12 protein-coding genes are annotated in these 17,545 nt (G+C 39.5%); 8 read left to right on the forward strand and 4 right to left on the reverse strand.

Going from position 1 to position 17,545, the window contains the following annotated elements; translation table 11 throughout:
- Positions 1-3 precede the first annotated feature (3 nt).
- Positions 4-1,620 carry a family 20 glycosylhydrolase gene (locus PXG98_RS08075; RefSeq protein ID WP_276390187.1) on the forward strand — a complete coding sequence of 539 codons (1,617 nt, stop codon included), beginning with the start codon at positions 4-6 and terminating at the stop codon, positions 1,618-1,620.
- A 9-nt stretch (positions 1,621-1,629) separates the two neighbouring features.
- On the opposite strand, the gene PXG98_RS08080 is transcribed toward PXG98_RS08075, so the two are convergent.
- The 3 genes from PXG98_RS08080 to ruvX are packed head-to-tail and all read right to left on the reverse strand — an operon-like array spanning position 1,630 to position 3,102.
- The gene (locus PXG98_RS08080) at positions 1,630-2,055 is read right to left on the reverse strand and encodes a DUF5606 family protein (protein ID WP_276390188.1); all 426 of its coding nucleotides are present in this window, start codon (positions 2,053-2,055) and stop codon (positions 1,630-1,632) included.
- A gap of 41 nt (positions 2,056-2,096) precedes the next feature.
- On the reverse strand, positions 2,097-2,687 hold the full coding sequence (gene def, locus PXG98_RS08085; protein WP_276390190.1) for a peptide deformylase: 591 nt from the start codon (positions 2,685-2,687) through the stop codon (positions 2,097-2,099).
- A 1-nt stretch (position 2,688) separates the two neighbouring features.
- Entirely contained in the window at positions 2,689-3,102 is a 414-nt protein-coding gene (gene ruvX, locus PXG98_RS08090; protein WP_276390191.1) for a Holliday junction resolvase RuvX, read from the reverse strand.
- Between the two features lie 100 nt (positions 3,103-3,202).
- Between ruvX and PXG98_RS08095 the strand changes: the two genes are divergently transcribed.
- Complete coding sequence (locus PXG98_RS08095) at positions 3,203-4,018, forward strand: 2,3,4,5-tetrahydropyridine-2,6-dicarboxylate N-succinyltransferase (protein ID WP_276390192.1); 816 nt, start codon at positions 3,203-3,205, stop codon at positions 4,016-4,018.
- A 98-nt stretch (positions 4,019-4,116) separates the two neighbouring features.
- On the forward strand, positions 4,117-4,911 hold the full coding sequence (locus tag PXG98_RS08100; RefSeq protein WP_276390193.1) for a glycosyltransferase family 2 protein: 795 nt from the start codon (positions 4,117-4,119) through the stop codon (positions 4,909-4,911).
- Here PXG98_RS08100 and PXG98_RS08105 read toward each other — a convergent pair.
- Positions 4,893-5,705 carry a glycosyltransferase family 2 protein gene (locus tag PXG98_RS08105; RefSeq protein ID WP_276390195.1) on the reverse strand — a complete coding sequence of 271 codons (813 nt, stop codon included), beginning with the start codon at positions 5,703-5,705 and terminating at the stop codon, positions 4,893-4,895. The genes PXG98_RS08100 and PXG98_RS08105 overlap by 19 nt on opposite strands.
- A 248-nt stretch (positions 5,706-5,953) precedes the next feature.
- On the opposite strand from PXG98_RS08105, the gene PXG98_RS08110 reads away from it, so the two are divergent.
- From PXG98_RS08110 to PXG98_RS08130, 5 genes are all read left to right on the forward strand, one after another.
- Complete coding sequence (locus PXG98_RS08110) at positions 5,954-7,021, forward strand: glycosyltransferase family 9 protein (RefSeq protein WP_276390196.1); 1,068 nt, start codon at positions 5,954-5,956, stop codon at positions 7,019-7,021.
- A 29-nt stretch (positions 7,022-7,050) separates the two neighbouring features.
- On the forward strand, positions 7,051-7,980 hold the full coding sequence (locus PXG98_RS08115; protein WP_276390197.1) for a glycosyltransferase family 2 protein: 930 nt from the start codon (positions 7,051-7,053) through the stop codon (positions 7,978-7,980).
- Between the two features lie 36 nt (positions 7,981-8,016).
- Positions 8,017-8,577 (forward strand): L-threonylcarbamoyladenylate synthase, encoded by a 561-nt coding sequence (locus tag PXG98_RS08120; RefSeq protein WP_276390776.1) that lies wholly within the window; start codon positions 8,017-8,019, stop codon positions 8,575-8,577.
- Between the two features lie 73 nt (positions 8,578-8,650).
- Entirely contained in the window at positions 8,651-10,084 is a 1,434-nt protein-coding gene (locus PXG98_RS08125; RefSeq protein WP_276390199.1) for a CCA tRNA nucleotidyltransferase, read from the forward strand.
- Between the two features lie 314 nt (positions 10,085-10,398).
- Positions 10,399-17,544 (forward strand): T9SS type B sorting domain-containing protein, encoded by a 7,146-nt coding sequence (locus PXG98_RS08130; RefSeq protein ID WP_276390200.1) that lies wholly within the window; start codon positions 10,399-10,401, stop codon positions 17,542-17,544.
- Position 17,545 lies beyond the last annotated feature (1 nt).

Below are 17,545 nucleotides of genomic sequence, written 5' to 3' on the forward strand. Positions count from 1 at the left end.
AAAATGATTAAATCAGCTTTTTCAAAATACCTTATTATTTCAATTATATTGCTGGCCGTTATAGGATGCACTGAAAAGAAGAAGAGAATATTAAACTTACCTTCTACGGACATGGCTGAGGCAAGTCTAATCCCTAAACCGTTAAAGATTATCGCTACGAACGAGGCTTTTGGCTTAGACCACACTACTTCTATTTATACTTCTGCAAACGATAAAAATTTCGAAAAAGTTGGATTGTTTTTAGCAGACAAAATTAAAAGTAAGACCAACTTAAGACTGGCCGTTAACGACCCAGAAGTACCTGAGGTTAATGGGGTAATCTATATAAACCAATCCGACAGTGATGAGCTTACAACCGCCGAGGCCTACCAATTGTATATTACTAAAGATTCCATTATCCTCAATGCAAAGACTGCAGAAGGAGCCTTCCGAGGAATACAGACTATAAGACAACTCATTCCCGAAATCAGCAATGATACCATTACCGAATTGCCTGTTTGGGTTGTACCTACAGGAAAAATTTTGGATATACCAAACTTTGAATTTAGGGGCTCTATGTTAGACGTAGCTCGTCATTTCTTTAGTGTAGAAGATGTCAAAAAATATATTGACCTCCTTTCTTATTATAAAATAAACGCCCTGCATTTGCACCTTACAGACGATCAGGGCTGGAGGATAGAAATTAAATCTTGGCCAAAATTAACCGAGATTGGTGGAAGTACAGAAGTAGGTGGTGAAGCAGGCGGTTTTTTTACACAGGAAGACTACAAAGAAATAGTTGCCTATGCAGCAGATCGATATATGATGATTATCCCTGAAGTAGATATGCCCGGACATACTAATGCTGCCTCCGTTTCTTATCCTATATTAAATGGAAATGGCAAGACCCCTAAATTATATGAAGGAACACATGTTGGCTTCAGTACTTTTGATGCCAGAAAAGATACGGTTTATAGCTTTATAGATGATGTTGTCAGAGAAATTAGTGCCTTAAGTCCTAGTCCATATTTTCATATTGGTGGAGATGAAAGTCATGTCACTAAAAAGAGCGACTATATATATTTTGTAAACAGGGTAGAGAAAATCGTTCAAAAATATGGAAAACAGATGATAGGCTGGGACGAAGTGGCACAGGCCGATGTTTCCAGCTCGTCTATTGCTCAGTTTTGGGACAGTGAAGAAAATGCTCAGGAAGCCGTAAAAAAGGGTATGAAAGTAATTATTTCTCCTGCGAAGAAAGCTTATTTAGATATGCAGTACGATACACTTTCCAAGCATGGACTTCATTGGGCAGCATTTATCCCTGTAGATACGGCATATGTGTGGTCTCCAGAAAAATATGCGGGAATTCCTAAAGAGAATATCCTAGGAGTAGAAGCTCCCCTTTGGTCAGAAACTATTAGTAATTTAGAAGAACTTGAATATTTAGCCTTTCCTAGGGTAATAGGGTATTCCGAATTAAGTTGGAGCACTCAAGAAAACCGGGACTGGGATAATTTTAAAGTGCGACTTGGAAATCAGGCACCTTATTTAGATCGTATGAATGTAAAATATTATCCCTCTGAGCTAATCGATTGGAAAGAAAGCAAATTTACTTACAAAGAGATTAAAAAGGACTAGAAAAAGAGTTTAAACCTCTTTTTTTTCGTCGGTAGATTCTTCCGGCTCCTTAAAGTCGGTCACTCCATTATCATGGAGAATGTTATACCACTGAATAATCTTTTTAATATCGCTCACATATACTCTATCCTCATCATAGTTAGGAAGAATTTCAAAAAAATATTCCTCTAATTTTAACTTATCATCCTTGTGTTTTACAGAAGTCTTAGCTCCATCTTCTTTGGAATAAATCTTCTCAAAAACAGCTCTTAACGGTAGCTCTTCCTCCAGTGTAAATATGGCTATTTCAGAAAGCACGCTCACGTTGCTGCTCATCCCAACAGTTATCTTTCTTTTGTCTAATAATGATTCTGCAACTAAACCCGTCCTTGTTTGAGTAAGTAATTTAAACAGGCCAGGTCTGCCTCCAATAGCTAGAATTTTATCTAATGTCATATACTTTAATTAAAAGTCGCAAATATACTAATGCGAATTAATTATCTTCCTTTTTTTATAGCAGGAAAACGCATTTTATAATCAACCTTTATTTTACCTTTGGAAATATTTCCCAACTTACCCTTTAAAAGTCTTTTTTTAAGAGTGGATAGTTTATCCGTAAACAAGATTCCTTCGATATGGTCGTACTCGTGCTGTATAACCCTAGCCAAAAGGCCATCATATTCTTCTACCTGTTCATTAAAATTCTCATCGAAATAACGAATACGAATAGTGTCTTGTCTCGCAACATCTTCTCTTATGTCGGGAATACTGAGACAACCTTCGTTAAACGACCAAGGGCTACCTTTTTCTTCAATTATTTCAGCATTTATAAAAACCTTCTTAAAGGTTTTTAGCTTTTGTTGTTCTTCTGAATTTAGTTCTTCATCTTCTGAAAAAGGCTCGGTATCGACTAAGAACAAGCGTATAGGCAGTCCAATTTGTGGAGCAGCAAGACCAACCCCACTTGCATTATACATAGTATCCCACATATTACTTATTAGCTCTTTTAAATTTGGATATTCCTTGGAAATAGAGGTGCCCACTTTTCTAAGGACTGGATCTCCATAAGCCACAATTGGTAAAATCATTTTATTGTATTCTGTTTAAGTAAGCCTGTAGGATTAGTGTTGCACTAATCTCATCCACCAAAGCTTTATTCATTCTCTTTTTTTTCTTGGTCCCTCCTTCTATCAATGTTCTATTTGCCATTTTAGAAGTAAATCTTTCATCCTGCCGGACAATATTAACCGTCGGTAAAGCTACTTTGAGTCCTTTAAGAAAAACCTGAATGAATGCCTCAGACTCTGAAGGAGAACCATCCATCTGTCTAGGTTCACCGACAACTATTGTTTTCACTTTCTCTTCCTTTACATAGCGAACCAAAAAAGCCAATAGATTATGCGTTTCTACGGTATTTAATCCACTTGCAATAATTTGCAATGGGTCCGTAACCGCTATTCCCGTTCTTTTTATTCCATAATCTAAAGCCAGGATTCTTCCCATTCTACATTTTTGCCAAAAATAAGCCTTAATTTGTTATGCCTATAAAAATTAGAGATTAATTAAGACACACCGAGTATATTTACCCAAATTTTAAAAGTATATGACTTCGCTACAAAAGACTATAGAAAAAGCATGGGAAAACAGAGAACTTCTAAAGGAAGAAAAGACCCAAAAAGCAATACGAGGAGTAATTGATTTAATTGATCTTGGGGAATTGCGCTGTGCCGAACCTAAGGGTGGTGGCTGGAAGATTAACGACTGGGTTAAGAAAGCCGTGATAATGTACTTTCCCATTCAGCAAATGGAAACATATGAAGTCGGTATTTTTGAATACCACGATAAAATTCCATTAAAAAAGGACTATAAAAATAAAGGAATTCGCGTGGTACCCAATGCTGTAGCTAGACATGGTGCGTATATATCTCCAGGGGTAATCCTAATGCCCAGCTATGTAAACATTGGTGCCTATGTAGATGAAGGAACTATGGTTGATACTTGGGCGACTGTTGGAAGTTGTGCACAAATTGGTAAAAATGTGCATCTCAGTGGCGGAGTTGGTATTGGGGGTGTTTTGGAACCGGTACAAGCAGCGCCCGTAATTATTGAGGACAACGCATTTATTGGGAGTAGATGTATTGTAGTAGAAGGTGTTAAGATTGGAAAAGAAGCAGTACTAGGTGCCAATGTTGTTTTAACCGCATCTACTAAAATCATAGATGTATCCGGTAATGAAGCTAGGGAGAGTAAAGGATATATCCCTCCCAGATCCGTCGTTATCCCAGGTTCTTATACCAAAAGTTTTGCTGCCGGAGATTATCAGGTGCCATGTGCATTGATTATTGGAAAAAGAAAAGAAAGTACCGATAAGAAAACTTCCTTAAACGAAGCACTAAGAGAATATAACGTCTCCGCTTAGACTTTTAAGATTTTTTTGCAAAATATACTTTTTACTTTCTTTTGGAGTTATAACTTTGTAAGTATAATAGAAGTTTCCCCTTTTATTAATTTTGTTAAATGACCGAACCTACTTCAAAAATAACCGCCTTAATTATTACCTATAACGAAATGGGTTATATAGAAAGGTGTATAGAATCTGTTAGTTTTGCGGATGAAATAATTGTAGTTGATTCCTATAGCAGCGATGGCACATACGAATATTTAAAAAGCCTTGACCATGTGAAGGTCTTGCAACACCCCTTTGAAAATTTTACTTTACAAAAGTCTTTCGCCCTTAAACAGGCTTCCAATGATTGGGTGTTGTTTTTAGATTCTGATGAAGTGGTATCTGAAAATTTAAAGCAGGAAATAAATAAAACAGTGCAATCGAATCCGGAACATGCCGCATATTGGTTTTACAGGAAATTTATGTTTAAAAAAGAAGTTCTTCGTTTTAGTGGATGGCAGACCGATAAAAACTTTAGACTTTTTCGAAAAAGTAAAGCCAAGTTTTCTGATGAAAAATTAGTACATGAAACACTTGAAGTGGATGGTAGTACAGGAATTTTCAAAGAAAAACTGATACATTACTGCTATAAGAATTACGACGACTATAGAAATAAAATGTTAAAATATGGCCGCTTAAAGGCTAAAGAGGCCTTCTATAAGGAAAAACGTTTCAACTATTTATCAATGGTATTAAAACCGAGTTGGAAGTTTTTCAATCATTACCTTCTTAGGTTTGGAATCCTCGATGGGAAAAAAGGAATAACTATTTCCTATTTAAATGCCTTAGGCGTTTTAGAAAGATATCGTGAATTAAAACGACTTGAAAAGAAAAACGAATTGGTCTATTATTTGGTTATGCCGTAGTACGTCCAAACGCTTCTTTTTTGTCTTACTTCTTTTCTTATTACCATATTTCTGGCTATAGCCTCTGGAGTTTTATAGCCTCTTTCATGGTCCAAATGAACACAAACTGCGCTATACCTAAGTTGCTTGGACTTGATCCCGAAGTTTAACAGTCTTTCTCCGAATTCTCTGTCTTCTCCACCGTACCTCATTCTCTCATCAAATCCATTTACATTTAAGATATCTCTTTTCCAACCAGAAGAATTATGGCCATTCCAACTAGAATTTGTAGGTGTGAAAGTGTTAAATAGTTTTGAGACGAAACCCTTGGCTGTAAGCTTATTATTTTTAAATGTTTTTGGAATACCCATATCCTTTAACCATTGAATATTAAAACAATTTTGTTCCTCTATATCCTTTTTGGTTATTGCCTTAGAAATATTCATTGGTAACATATAATATCCCCCTGAGATAAAAGTAGCAGGCTCTTTATTGATATAGTGAACCTGAACAAAGTCTTCTCTGGGAATACAATCCCCATCTGTCATTATAATATAATCAGAGTCCGTAGCTACGATCGCCTTATTCAAAATTTTGCATTTTTGAAAACCATCATCTTCTTGCCAAACATGTTTTATGTTGTAATGCAAATGCGGTTTCAGGTCGTCTATCAATTCCTTAGTGTTAGGTTTAGAACCATCATCCGCAACAACCATTTCGAAATCCCTATAGGTCTGACAATTAAAGCCCCACAAAACATTTTCTAACCATTTAGGATTATTATAAGTACTGACGATCACACTTACGGACTTCATAATAACATATTATTTTTTGCTACTTTTACAAATGTAGTTTTTTGCCTTTCATATCCAAGAGCAATTAAGACTTTTACATTTTTTTTTGCATATAATTAATCTTGATATATTCAGAATAAACTGCCTTACATTTTAATCCCTTATACAGCTAAACGACCTTGCTGCATATTTCAAAACTCACACCTGTTCTGGATGCGATATTTATCAGAAGAAATACTCCATATTCATTGCGCTACATACTTCGTTAAATGAAAATTCTAGTTATTCAACAAAAAATGATTGGAGATGTCTTGGCTAGTACTATTATTTGCCAAAACCTAAAACGAATTTACCCAACAGCCAACATTCACTACGTAGTCAATTCTAACACCTTGGCAGTTTTAGAAAACAACCCATATATAGATAAGGCAATTCCTTTTCTAAAGGAATACCAAAGTAATAAGAAAGTCTTACTTAATTTCTTATGGAGCATAAAAAAACAGAAATATGATATAGTTATTGACGCCTATGGAAAATTAGAAAGTAACCTTATCAGTTTTTTCTCTAAAGCCGAAATTAAGATCTCTCAATATAAATGGTATACTTCCTGGATTTATACAGAAACCGTAAAGGAAGACTTAGGATTTGGGCCCTCCTTCCCCCTGGCATATAAGAATCGTAATAATTTGCTGCAAAGTCTAAATAAGAATCATGTGGCTTTGATTAGTAGACCAACTTTGCACCTTAGTGAATCAGAGCGATTACTTGCACAAAATTTAAAAAAAGATCTGCTGAGCAAGCTTTACAGCACTTTGATTATGGTTACTATTTTGGGCAGTGACCAATTAAAAACCTATCCGGCGAAATATATGGCTTCAATTTTGGATGAAATATGTATGGCTACAAAAAATGCTAGCTTGTTGTTAAACTTTATGCCTGAGGAAAAAAATAAGGTTCTAAAAGTTTATAACTTATGCAATGAACATACAAAGACTCGCATTAATCTAGGCTATAGTGCATCTAGCTTAAGAGATCTTATTGTAATTCTGTCGGTATGTGACGCAGTAATTGGCAACGAAGGCGGGGTAATTAATATGGCAAAGGCACTAAATATCTCTACCTTTGCAATATTTAGCCCATGGATCAGAAAAGATGCTTGGCACATAGATTTTGAGGATAGAGAAATTGCAGTTCATTTAAAGGACTATTTTCCTCAATATTATGCAAATAAAACTGAAAAAGAACTTAAAAAGTATGTACAGAAAAAGTATGCCGATTTTATTCCCACACTTTTTCTAGAGAAATTGAAAAAGTTTCTCAAAACTAACGGCTTATAACTATCTGACTAAAAAAGAAGTTGCCTTCTATGCTATTTGACCTCGCCATAATTATTATCAATTATAATTCTTCAGAATATACCATTGCCTGTCTTCACAGTATTCTAAATAATACATCCAAGAATTTGTCGTATCAAATAATTGTTATTGACAATAGTTCGGTAAAAAGGGACTATCAGAACTTAGAACACAAGATTAAAAAAATTCCGTTCCCAGACCTGCAGCTTTATCGTTCTAGAATAAACACTGGTTTTGGTGGTGGAAATATGATGGGTGTGCAATATGCCAAAGCCAACTATTATCTGTTTATAAACAACGACACCATTTTGGTTAAAGACCCAATTAGCATATGTTATGAGTTTATGGAATCCACTCCCGGGGCAGCAGTTTGTGGGATACAGATACTAGATGATAATAAAATACCTCAAGTTAGCTTTGATCATTTCACTTCGTTTTCACGAGAAGTTTTTGGAAAAAACATTCTTGAACTACTACAACCTAAAACCAAACCAAAAAGAAAGAAAAAGTATTCTGAACCTATAATGGTGAACTATGTGAATGGAAGTTTTATGTTTTTTAGAGCAAAAGATTTTGAGGATGTGGGTGGCTTTGACAACAACATATTCCTTTACTTTGAAGAGAGTGATATTTGTTTCAGACTCCTCAATAATGGCAAGAAAACCTTTTTTATACCAAACGCATCCTACCAACATTTTCAAGGTAAAAGCGTGGATAGTACAGATTGGCGTATTAAAACGAAAATTGAGCTTAAAACCTCTATGTTTTATGTGATTAGAAAAAATTATGGCTACTTACATTACCAAGCTCTCAGAATTGTATTTCTTTTGCGCTATGCTATAGTTTCATTAGTTAAACCCAAATACTTTAAATTGTGGTATAGAATACTTTTAGGAATGCCGATTAGTAAATCTTTAAAACAAGAACAAAAATTACACTAAAATCTTCTAATTAGTTAGAAATTGAACGACAAACATATGCAGGAAGACATTAACGCTGCTATTGAAGTATTAAAAAATGATGGGATAATTCTATATCCAACGGATACCGTCTGGGGTATTGGCTGTGATGCAACCTCAAAAGAAGCTGTTTCAAAAATATATGCTATTAAAAAAAGGGAAGAAAGTAAGGCAATGATATGTCTGGTGGCCGATCAGTTTATGTTAGAACAGTATGTGGAAAAAGTTCCGGATACTGCATATGACATTATCGATTTCTCAGAAAAACCGGTTACTATAATCTACGACAAACCTAAAAACGTAGCACATAATCTAATTGCTCAGGATAATACCTTAGCCATAAGGGTGGCTTCAGATAAATTTTGTCAGAGATTAATTAAATCTTTTAAAAAACCCCTTGTTTCAACCTCCGCTAATATCGCCGGCCAACCAACACCAACTAGTTTTGTGGAGATTGATCTAGACATATCCGGGGCGGTTGACTACGTAGCCAAATCAGGAAGAGATTCCATCAACAAATCCGCTTCAACCATTATTAAACTAGGTAATGACGGCCTTGTAAAAATTATTAGAAAATAGACAGTGAAACTATTTTGTTCTTTTAAATTTGCAGCGCAAATCATAGGACTAAATAATTACAAGAGAGTATTTTATGACAAGAAAGAATTTCAAACAAGAACTCCAAGACGAGGTCTTTCCAATAATCGCAAAATCAGCTGCGGATATTGGTATAGATTGCTATGTTATTGGAGGGTTTGTTAGAGATCTAATGCTTCACAAGAAAATACCAAAAGACATTGACATTGTAGCCGTAGGAAGTGGAATAGCACTGGCCAAAAAGGTTGCGGAAGCAATACCTGGAAAACCAAAAATTTCTGTTTTTAAAAACTTTGGAACTGCTATGATCAGGCACAAGGCTTTAGAGCTAGAATTTGTAGGTGCAAGAACAGAAAGTTATCAGGCAGACAGCAGAAAGCCCTTTGTAGAGAACGGAAGTTTGTTTGAAGATCAAGAAAGAAGAGACTTTACCATCAATACAATGGCCATTTCTCTAAACCAAGAAAACTATGGGGATTTAATCGATCCATTTGACGGCATAAAAGATCTCAAACAAAAACTTCTTAAAACACCTTTAGAGCCTAATATCACCTACTCAGATGATCCTTTACGGATGATGAGGGCTATTCGTTTTGCCACGCAACTAGGTTTTACTATTCAAGACGAGTCTTTACTCGCCATAAGCTCTAACAGAGACCGAATTAAAATTGTTTCTAAAGAACGTATTATCGACGAGTTTAATAAAATACTATTAAGTCCTGTGCCATCTGTTGGAATAGTACTCCTTCATGAAACAGGTCTTCTTCCCTTGCTTTTCCCTGAATTAAAGGCGCTTCAGGGTATAGAAGAAATAGAAGGTCAACGACATAAAGATAACTTTTGGCATACACTAGAGGTTGTAGATAACATCTCAAAAGCCACTGATAATCTTTGGCTGAGATGGGCCGCCCTGTTGCATGATATCGGAAAAGCCCCAACAAAAAAGTTCGATAAGAAAGTTGGGTGGACTTTCCACGGTCATGAATTTGTGGGATCAAAAATGGTATACAAACTTTTTCGAAGACTCCACCTTCCCCTAAATGAAAAAATGAAATTTGTACAAAAAATGGTACGAATGAGTTCAAGACCAATAATTTTGGCGGAAGATCATATTACAGATTCTGCCATTAGAAGGTTGGTTTTTGACGCCGGTAATCATGTAGAGGATCTAATGACCCTTTGTGAAGCAGATATAACCACAAAAAACCCAAGAAAACAACAACGATATAAAAATAATTTTAAACGCGTAAGAAATAAAATAGTAGAAGTTGAAGCCCGGGATAGCCTTAGAAATTTTCAACCTCCTGTCAGTGGTGAAGAAATTATGAAAACTTTTAATTTGAAACCCTCAAGGGAGATTGGTATTATTAAAGAAGCTATTAAAGAAGCAATTCTAGAAGGAGAAATACCTAATGATCATGATAAGGCTTTCGAGTATATGTTAAAAAAAGGGGAAAAACTAGGTCTGAAAGTAAATCCGAAAAGGTAATTGCAAACAGTTAAATTTAGGAAATTAACAGTATATGTCCTTAATATCGAACTTGTGTATTTATGAAAACGAGTCAATCAACGACCAATTATCCCATACATATAAAATATATTTAGACCTAACAAACTAATAGTAACTTTACCAACAAGATTAAGTACAGACCCCAATCTATGCGAACAAATACCTATACCAACATGCTATCTTCATCGATACCATATATTCTTTTAGGTATTTACTATACTTTGTAACCACTGTAATCGTTATAAAGGGAGTTCATCTTAATTTTCATTTAAAAGAACTTGAAATTCGAGAGAATGCAATATTTAATTGAAAATATAAAGTCAGTATCCAAAATCCTTAAAGTAGCATTTTTAAGGCCCATAACTGAATGGCAATATTTAAGACAGACCAGTCCTTCAGAAACACAACAAAAAGACTTATTCAGGACCCGATATTCTAATCCAAGTGTAATTCTTTTGCTGGTAAGTATTCTATTCTTAGCAAACATGAATTCTGGTCTCGCTCAATGCTCAGACACCTCTCCTTTGGCAGATTGTGATGGGGATGGGGTACTAAATGGAGCAGACCTCGATGACGATAACGATGGTATCTTGGATACTAATGAATACGATTGCACCCCTGGCTCTCTGCTTTGGGGAGCATCTACCTGGACTGGAGGTGATCCTGACGATGATTTTGCCTCCAGTGCCACAACAACTATAAATGGAATTGATATTGTAGCCGACAATAGCGCTACTAACTTTGGTGTTCTTAGTACCTATTCTGCCTTAGAAGGAACTACCTTTAATGGAAAAAATGGCCTGCTTCTTCAGGCAGATATCGGACAACTAGACGACGAACCTATTCTTTATAATTTAAGTTTTGATACTCCTGTAACCAATCTAAGTTTTAGCCTGGTAGATGTTGATAAAAGAATACCTACCGACCTGCCTGCTGGGGATACCTATACAGATCAAGTAGTCGTTGTAGCTTCCAATAACGGTACCAATGTAATTCTGACTCCAGGAGTAGACTATACTGTAGGTAGTGCAGTGGATGACTTAACCGGAGGTGTCTTCCAGGGGAATGCTTTGGTGGGTAATGTAAACACCACAGACGCCGATGTAATTTTTACCATTAGTGAACCTGTAGACAACATCTCTATTGCTTTTAGTAATACCATCCCCAGCACGGGTACCGACAATACCGCCCTACTTATTTCAGACCTGAGCTGGAGCTGTAACTTTAGAGATACCGATAATGATACCTTTCCCGATAATGTAGATAACGATAGTGATGGAGATGGATGTGCCGATGCTCTGGAAGGTAACGGAGGATTTGTCTTAGCAGATCTTAATCCGGATCAGAGCCTTTCCGGGGCTATTAACTTAACCAATGGAATTCCTGTTATTGCAGTAGGAGGGCAGGCAGATGTAAGTAGTACGAATAATACCATTACTTCACCAGAATGCGACGACGACGGAGATACCGTAAGCAATGCTTTAGATGTATGTGACGGTGGAAATGACACTTTAGATGCAGACCTGGATGGCGTTCCTAATGCCTGTGACCTCGATGACGATAACGATGGTATCTTGGATACTAATGAATACGATTGCACCCCTGGCTCTCTGCTTTGGGGAGCATCTACCTGGACTGGAGGTGATCCTGACGATGATTTTGCCTCCAGTGCCACAACAACTATAAATGGAATTGATATTGTAGCCGACAATAGCGCTACTAACTTTGGTGTTCTTAGTACCTATTCTGCCTTAGAAGGAACTACCTTTAATGGAAAAAATGGCCTGCTTCTTCAGGCAGATATCGGACAACTAGACGACGAACCTATTCTTTATAATTTAAGTTTTGATACTCCTGTAACCAATCTAAGTTTTAGCCTGGTAGATGTTGATAAAAGAATACCTACCGACCTGCCTGCTGGGGATACCTATACAGATCAAGTAGTCGTTGTAGCTTCCAATAACGGTACCAATGTAATTCTGACTCCAGGAGTAGACTATACTGTAGGTAGTGCAGTGGATGACTTAACCGGAGGTGTCTTCCAGGGGAATGCTTTGGTGGGTAATGTAAACACCACAGACGCCGATGTAATTTTTACCATTAGTGAACCTGTAGACAACATCTCTATTGCTTTTAGTAATACCATCCCCAGCACGGGTACCGACAATACCGCCCTACTTATTTCAGACCTGAGCTGGAGCTGTAACTTTAGAGATACCGATAATGATACCTTTCCCGATAATGTAGATAACGATAGTGATGGAGATGGATGTGCCGATGCTCTGGAAGGTAACGGAGGATTTGTCTTAGCAGATCTTAATCCGGATCAGAGCCTTTCCGGGGCTATTAACTTAACCAATGGAATTCCTGTTATTGCAGCAGGAGGGCAGGCAGATGTAAGTAGTACGAATAATACCATTACTTCACCAGAATGCGACGACGATAATGACGGCCTTACCAACGGAGAAGAAGCAATTCTATTAACCGATCCAGATAATCCAGATACGGATTCTGACAACCTAAACGACGGCGACGAAGTAAATGTAGAAAATACAGACCCTTTAGATCCGGATACAGATGGAGATGGCGAGATCGATGGAGATGAAGTCTTGGCAACCACAGATCCTTTAGACCCATGCGACCCTGTACAAGCAGCAGGATATACAGGATACGATGCTGCCAACCCTATTTGGGCAGCCGCCGATTGTGATAGCGATGGTGTAACTAATGGCGACGAAGATACCAATGGTACCGATCCTTATTTGGCTTCAGGAGATACCGATGGAGATGGTATCATTGACGATATCGAAATTAATGATGGTAATGATCCCAATGATCCTTGTGATCCTGTACAAGTGGCAGGATATACCGGCTATGATGCAGCCAATCCAATTTGGGCTGCAGCCGACTGCGATAGTGACGGGGTTACTAACGGCGATGAAGATACCAACGGAACAGATCCCTATGCCGTATCAGGGGATACTGACGGTGATGGAATAGATGACGATAACGAAACAAATCTGGCGACCGATATTAACGATCCTTGTGATCCGGTACAAGTGGCAGGCTATACAGGCTATGATGCAGCCAATCCTATTTGGGCTGCAGCCGACTGCGATAGTGATGGGGTTACCAACGGGGATGAAGATACCAACGGAACAGATCCCTATGCCGTATCAGGGGATACTGACGGTGATGGAATAGACGACGATAACGAAACAAATCTGGGGACCGATATTAACGATCCGTGTGATCCAGGACAGCTTGCAGGCTATACAGGCTACGATGCAGCCAATCCTATTTGGGCTGCAGCCGACTGCGATAGTGACGGGGTTACCAATGGCGATGAAGATACCAACGGAACAGATCCCTATGCCGTATCGGGGGATACTGACGGTGATGGAATAGACGACGATAACGAAACAAATCTGGCGACCGATATTAACGATCCTTGTGATCCGGTACAAGTGGCGGGCTATACAGGCTACGATGCAGCCAATCCTATATGGGTGGCAGCCGACTGCGATAGTGATGGGGTTACCAACGGAGATGAAGATACCAACGGAACTGATCCTTATGCCGTATCCGGGGATACCGACGGTGACGGGGTGGATGATGATAACGAAACAAATCTGGGAACCGATATTAACGATCCTTGTGATCCGGTACAGCTTGCTGGCTATAATGGCTACGATGCAGCCAACCCTATTTGGGCAGCGGCAGACTGTGATGGCGATGGGGTTACCAATGGGGATGAGGATACCAACGGAACAGATCCTTACGCCGTATCAGCCGATACTGATGGCGATGGAATAGACAATGATAATGAAATTAACGATGGCACCGACTTAAATGTCCCTTGTGATCCTGTACAAGCTCCAGGCTATACAGGCTACGACGCAGCCAATCCAATTTGGGCTGGGGCAGACTGCGATAGTGATGGCGTTACCAACGGCGAAGAAGACACCAATGGTACCGATCCTTATTTCGCTTCAGGAGATACCGATGGAGATGGTATCATTGACGACATTGAAATTAATAATGGTACCGATCCAAATGCTCCATGTGATCCTGTACAAGCTCCAGGCTATACTGGCTATGATGCAGCCAATCCAATTTGGGCTGCGGCCGACTGCGATAGCGATGGGGTTACCAACGGAGATGAAGATACCAACGGAACTGATCCTTATGCTGTATCGGGAGATACCGACGGCGATGGCGTAGATGATGATAATGAAATAAATCTGGGCACCGATATTAACGATCCTTGTGACCCTGCACAGTTGGCTGGTTATACGGGCTACGATGCAGCCAATCCAATTTGGGCGGCAGCTGACTGCGATAGTGATGGGGTTGCCAATGGCGATGAAGACACCAATGGTACCGATCCTTATTTTGCTTCAGGAGATACCGATGGAGATGGCATCATTGACGATATCGAAATTAATGATGGTAATGATCCAAATGATCCTTGTGATCCTGTTCAAGTGGCAGGCTATACCGGCTATGATGCAGCCAATCCTATTTGGGCTGCAGCCGACTGCGATAGTGACGGGGTTACTAACGGCGATGAAGATACCAACGGAACAGATCCGTATGCGGTATCCGGAGATACAGACGGTGATGGGGTAGACAACGACAATGAAATAAATCTGGGCACCGATATTAACGATCCTTGTGATCCGGCACAGTTGGCTGGTTATACGGGCTACGATGCAGCCAATCCTATTTGGGCTGCAGCTGATTGCGATATGGATGGGGTAACTAACGGAAATGAAGATACCAATGGAACTGATCCTTATGAAATATCTGGAGATACTGATGGAGATGGAATCATTGACGACATTGAAATTAATAATGGTAACGATCCAAATGATCCTTGTGATCCTTTACAAGTGGCAGGATATATCGGCTATGATGCAGCCAATCCAATTTGGGCGGCAGCAGATTGCGATGGCGACAGTGTAAGCAACGGCGATGAAGACACTAATGGAACAGATCCCTATTTCGCTTCAGGAGATACCGATGGAGATGGCATCATTGACGACATTGAAATTAATGATGGCAACGACCCCAATGATCCATGTGATCCCGCACAAGTGGCAGGTTATACCGGCTACGACGCGGCCAACCTCATTTGGGCGGCAGCCGACTGCGATAGTGATGGAGTTACCAACGGCGATGAAGATACCAACGGAACTGATCCCTATGCCGTATCTGCCGATACCGATGGTGACGGAGTTGACGACGATAATGAAATAAATCTGGGGACCGATATTAACGATCCTTGTGACCCTGTACAGGTGGCAGGATATACCGGCTACGACGCAGCCAATCCAATTTGGGCGGCGGCAGACTGTGATAGTGATGGGGTTACCAATGGCAATGAAGATACCAACGGAACTGATCCCTATGCCGTATCTACTGATACCGATGGTGACGGAGTAGACGACGATAACGAAATAAATTTAGGGACCGATATTAACGATCCTTGTGACCCTGTACAGGTTGCAGGATATACCGGCTACGACGCAGGCAATCCTATTTGGGCAGCAGCAGACTGTGATAATGATGGGGTTTCCAACGGGGATGAAGATACCAACGGAACAGATCCTTATGCCGTATCCGGAGATACTGATGGTGACGGGGTTGATGATGACAACGAAATTAACAATACAACAGATCCTAATGCCCCATGTGATCCTGTACAAGTAGCAGGCTATACTGGCTACGACGCAGCCAATCCAATTTGGGCGGCGGCAGACTGCGATGGCGATGGCGTAACCAATGGAGATGAAGATACTAACGGAACAGATCCATACGCCGTATCGGCCGATACCGATGGTGACGGGGTGGATGATGATAACGAAATAAATTTAGGGACTGATATTAACGATCCTTGTGATCCATTACAGTTGGCAGGCTATACCGGCTACGATGCAGCCAATTCTATTTGGGCAGCGGCAGACTGTGATGGTGATGGCGTAACCAACGGCGATGAAGATACTAACGGTACGGATCCATACGCCGTATCAGCAGATACCGATGGAGATGGCTTAGAGAATGACATTGAAACAAATAATGGCACCGATCCGAATGACCCTTGTGACCCTGTGCAAGTGGCAGGCTATGCGGGCTACGATGCTGCCAATCCTATTTGGGCCGCAGCTGATTGTGATGGTGACGGCGTTACCAACGGCGATGAAGACACCAATGGTACTGATCCTTATGCTGTATCAGGGGATACCGACGGCGATGGAGTAGACGACGACAACGAAATTAGTCTGGGGACAGATATTAATAATCCCTGTGATCCGGTACAAGTGGCAGGTTATACAGGCTACGATCCAGCCAATCCAATTTGGGCTGCAGCTGATTGCGATATGGATGGGGTAACCAATGGCGATGAAAATACCAATGGTACTGATCCTTACCTTGCATCTGCAGACACCGATGGAGATGGCATTATAGACGACATTGAAATTAACAATGGCACGGATCCGAATGCACCTTGTGACCCAATACAGCTTGTAGGCTACACGGGTTATGACGCAGCCAATCCTATTTGGGCCGCAGCTGATTGCGATAGCGACGGACTAACAAATGGGGATGAGGATACCAATGGTACCGATCCTTATTTGCCAAATATTGATACGGATGGCGACGGTATTGATGACAATGTTGAAACAGACAATGGAACAGATCCTAACAATCCTTGCGATCCGGCACAAACTTCTGGCTATACAGGCTATGATTCTAACAACAATATTTGGGGAAGTGCTGATTGTGACCAAGATGGTCTGACTAATCAGGAAGAATTTGTCTTGGGCACCGATCCTTATAATCCTGATACCGATGGGGATACTATAAATGATGGGCAGGAAGTTCTTGATAATACAAATCCATTTGATGACTGTGATTCTATAGGAGGAACCCCACTTCCTACAAGTATTTGTAATACAGATTCTGACGGAGACGGTCTAACCGATACTCAAGAAGAGGCGCTAGGAACGGATCCAAATAATCCAGATACCGATGGTGATACAATAAATGATGGACAAGAAGTCGCAAATAATACCGATCCATTAAACCCTTGTGATTCTCTAGGGGGAACACCTCCAGAAGGCTCTGTTTGTGAAATAACCATTGGAAATACAATTATAACGGCAGATGGTGATGGAATTAACGACTATTTCAATATCATAGATATTGAGTCATTTCCTGTAAACGAAGTGGAAATATTCAATAGATGGGGAGCCAGTGTATTTAAAGCTTCAGGATATGACAATACTACAAAAGTATTTAGAGGGATTTCTGAAGGAAGTGGCACCATTAATAAGGGAGATGGATTACCACCAGGTGTATACTTCTATATCATTAAATACTTTAACAACAATAATCCGCAGAACCTATCAGGGTATTTATATATAAACAGATAGC

It is taken from the genome of Eudoraea chungangensis (assembly GCF_029360665.1).
Classification (GTDB): domain Bacteria; phylum Bacteroidota; class Bacteroidia; order Flavobacteriales; family Flavobacteriaceae; genus Eudoraea; species Eudoraea chungangensis.

Bases quoted from the DNA above. Each gene is read 5' to 3' on its own strand.
- PXG98_RS08075 (WP_276390187.1), top strand. From the start codon at position 4: ATGATTAAATCAGCTTTTTCAAAATACCTTATTATTTCAATTATATTG.
- PXG98_RS08120 (WP_276390776.1), top strand. From the start codon at position 8,017: ATGCAGGAAGACATTAACGCTGCTATTGAAGTATTAAAAAATGATGGG.
- PXG98_RS08125 (WP_276390199.1), top strand. From the start codon at position 8,651: ATGACAAGAAAGAATTTCAAACAAGAACTCCAAGACGAGGTCTTTCCA.
- PXG98_RS08095 (WP_276390192.1), top strand. From the start codon at position 3,203: ATGACTTCGCTACAAAAGACTATAGAAAAAGCATGGGAAAACAGAGAA.
- PXG98_RS08080 (WP_276390188.1), bottom strand. From the start codon at position 2,055: ATGACATTAGATAAAATTCTAGCTATTGGAGGCAGACCTGGCCTGTTT.
- PXG98_RS08115 (WP_276390197.1), top strand. From the start codon at position 7,051: ATGCTATTTGACCTCGCCATAATTATTATCAATTATAATTCTTCAGAA.
- PXG98_RS08105 (WP_276390195.1), bottom strand. From the start codon at position 5,705: ATGAAGTCCGTAAGTGTGATCGTCAGTACTTATAATAATCCTAAATGG.
- def (WP_276390190.1), bottom strand. From the start codon at position 2,687: ATGATTTTACCAATTGTGGCTTATGGAGATCCAGTCCTTAGAAAAGTG.
- ruvX (WP_276390191.1), bottom strand. From the start codon at position 3,102: ATGGGAAGAATCCTGGCTTTAGATTATGGAATAAAAAGAACGGGAATA.
- PXG98_RS08100 (WP_276390193.1), top strand. From the start codon at position 4,117: ATGACCGAACCTACTTCAAAAATAACCGCCTTAATTATTACCTATAAC.
- PXG98_RS08130 (WP_276390200.1), top strand. From the start codon at position 10,399: ATGCAATATTTAATTGAAAATATAAAGTCAGTATCCAAAATCCTTAAA.
- PXG98_RS08110 (WP_276390196.1), top strand. From the start codon at position 5,954: ATGAAAATTCTAGTTATTCAACAAAAAATGATTGGAGATGTCTTGGCT.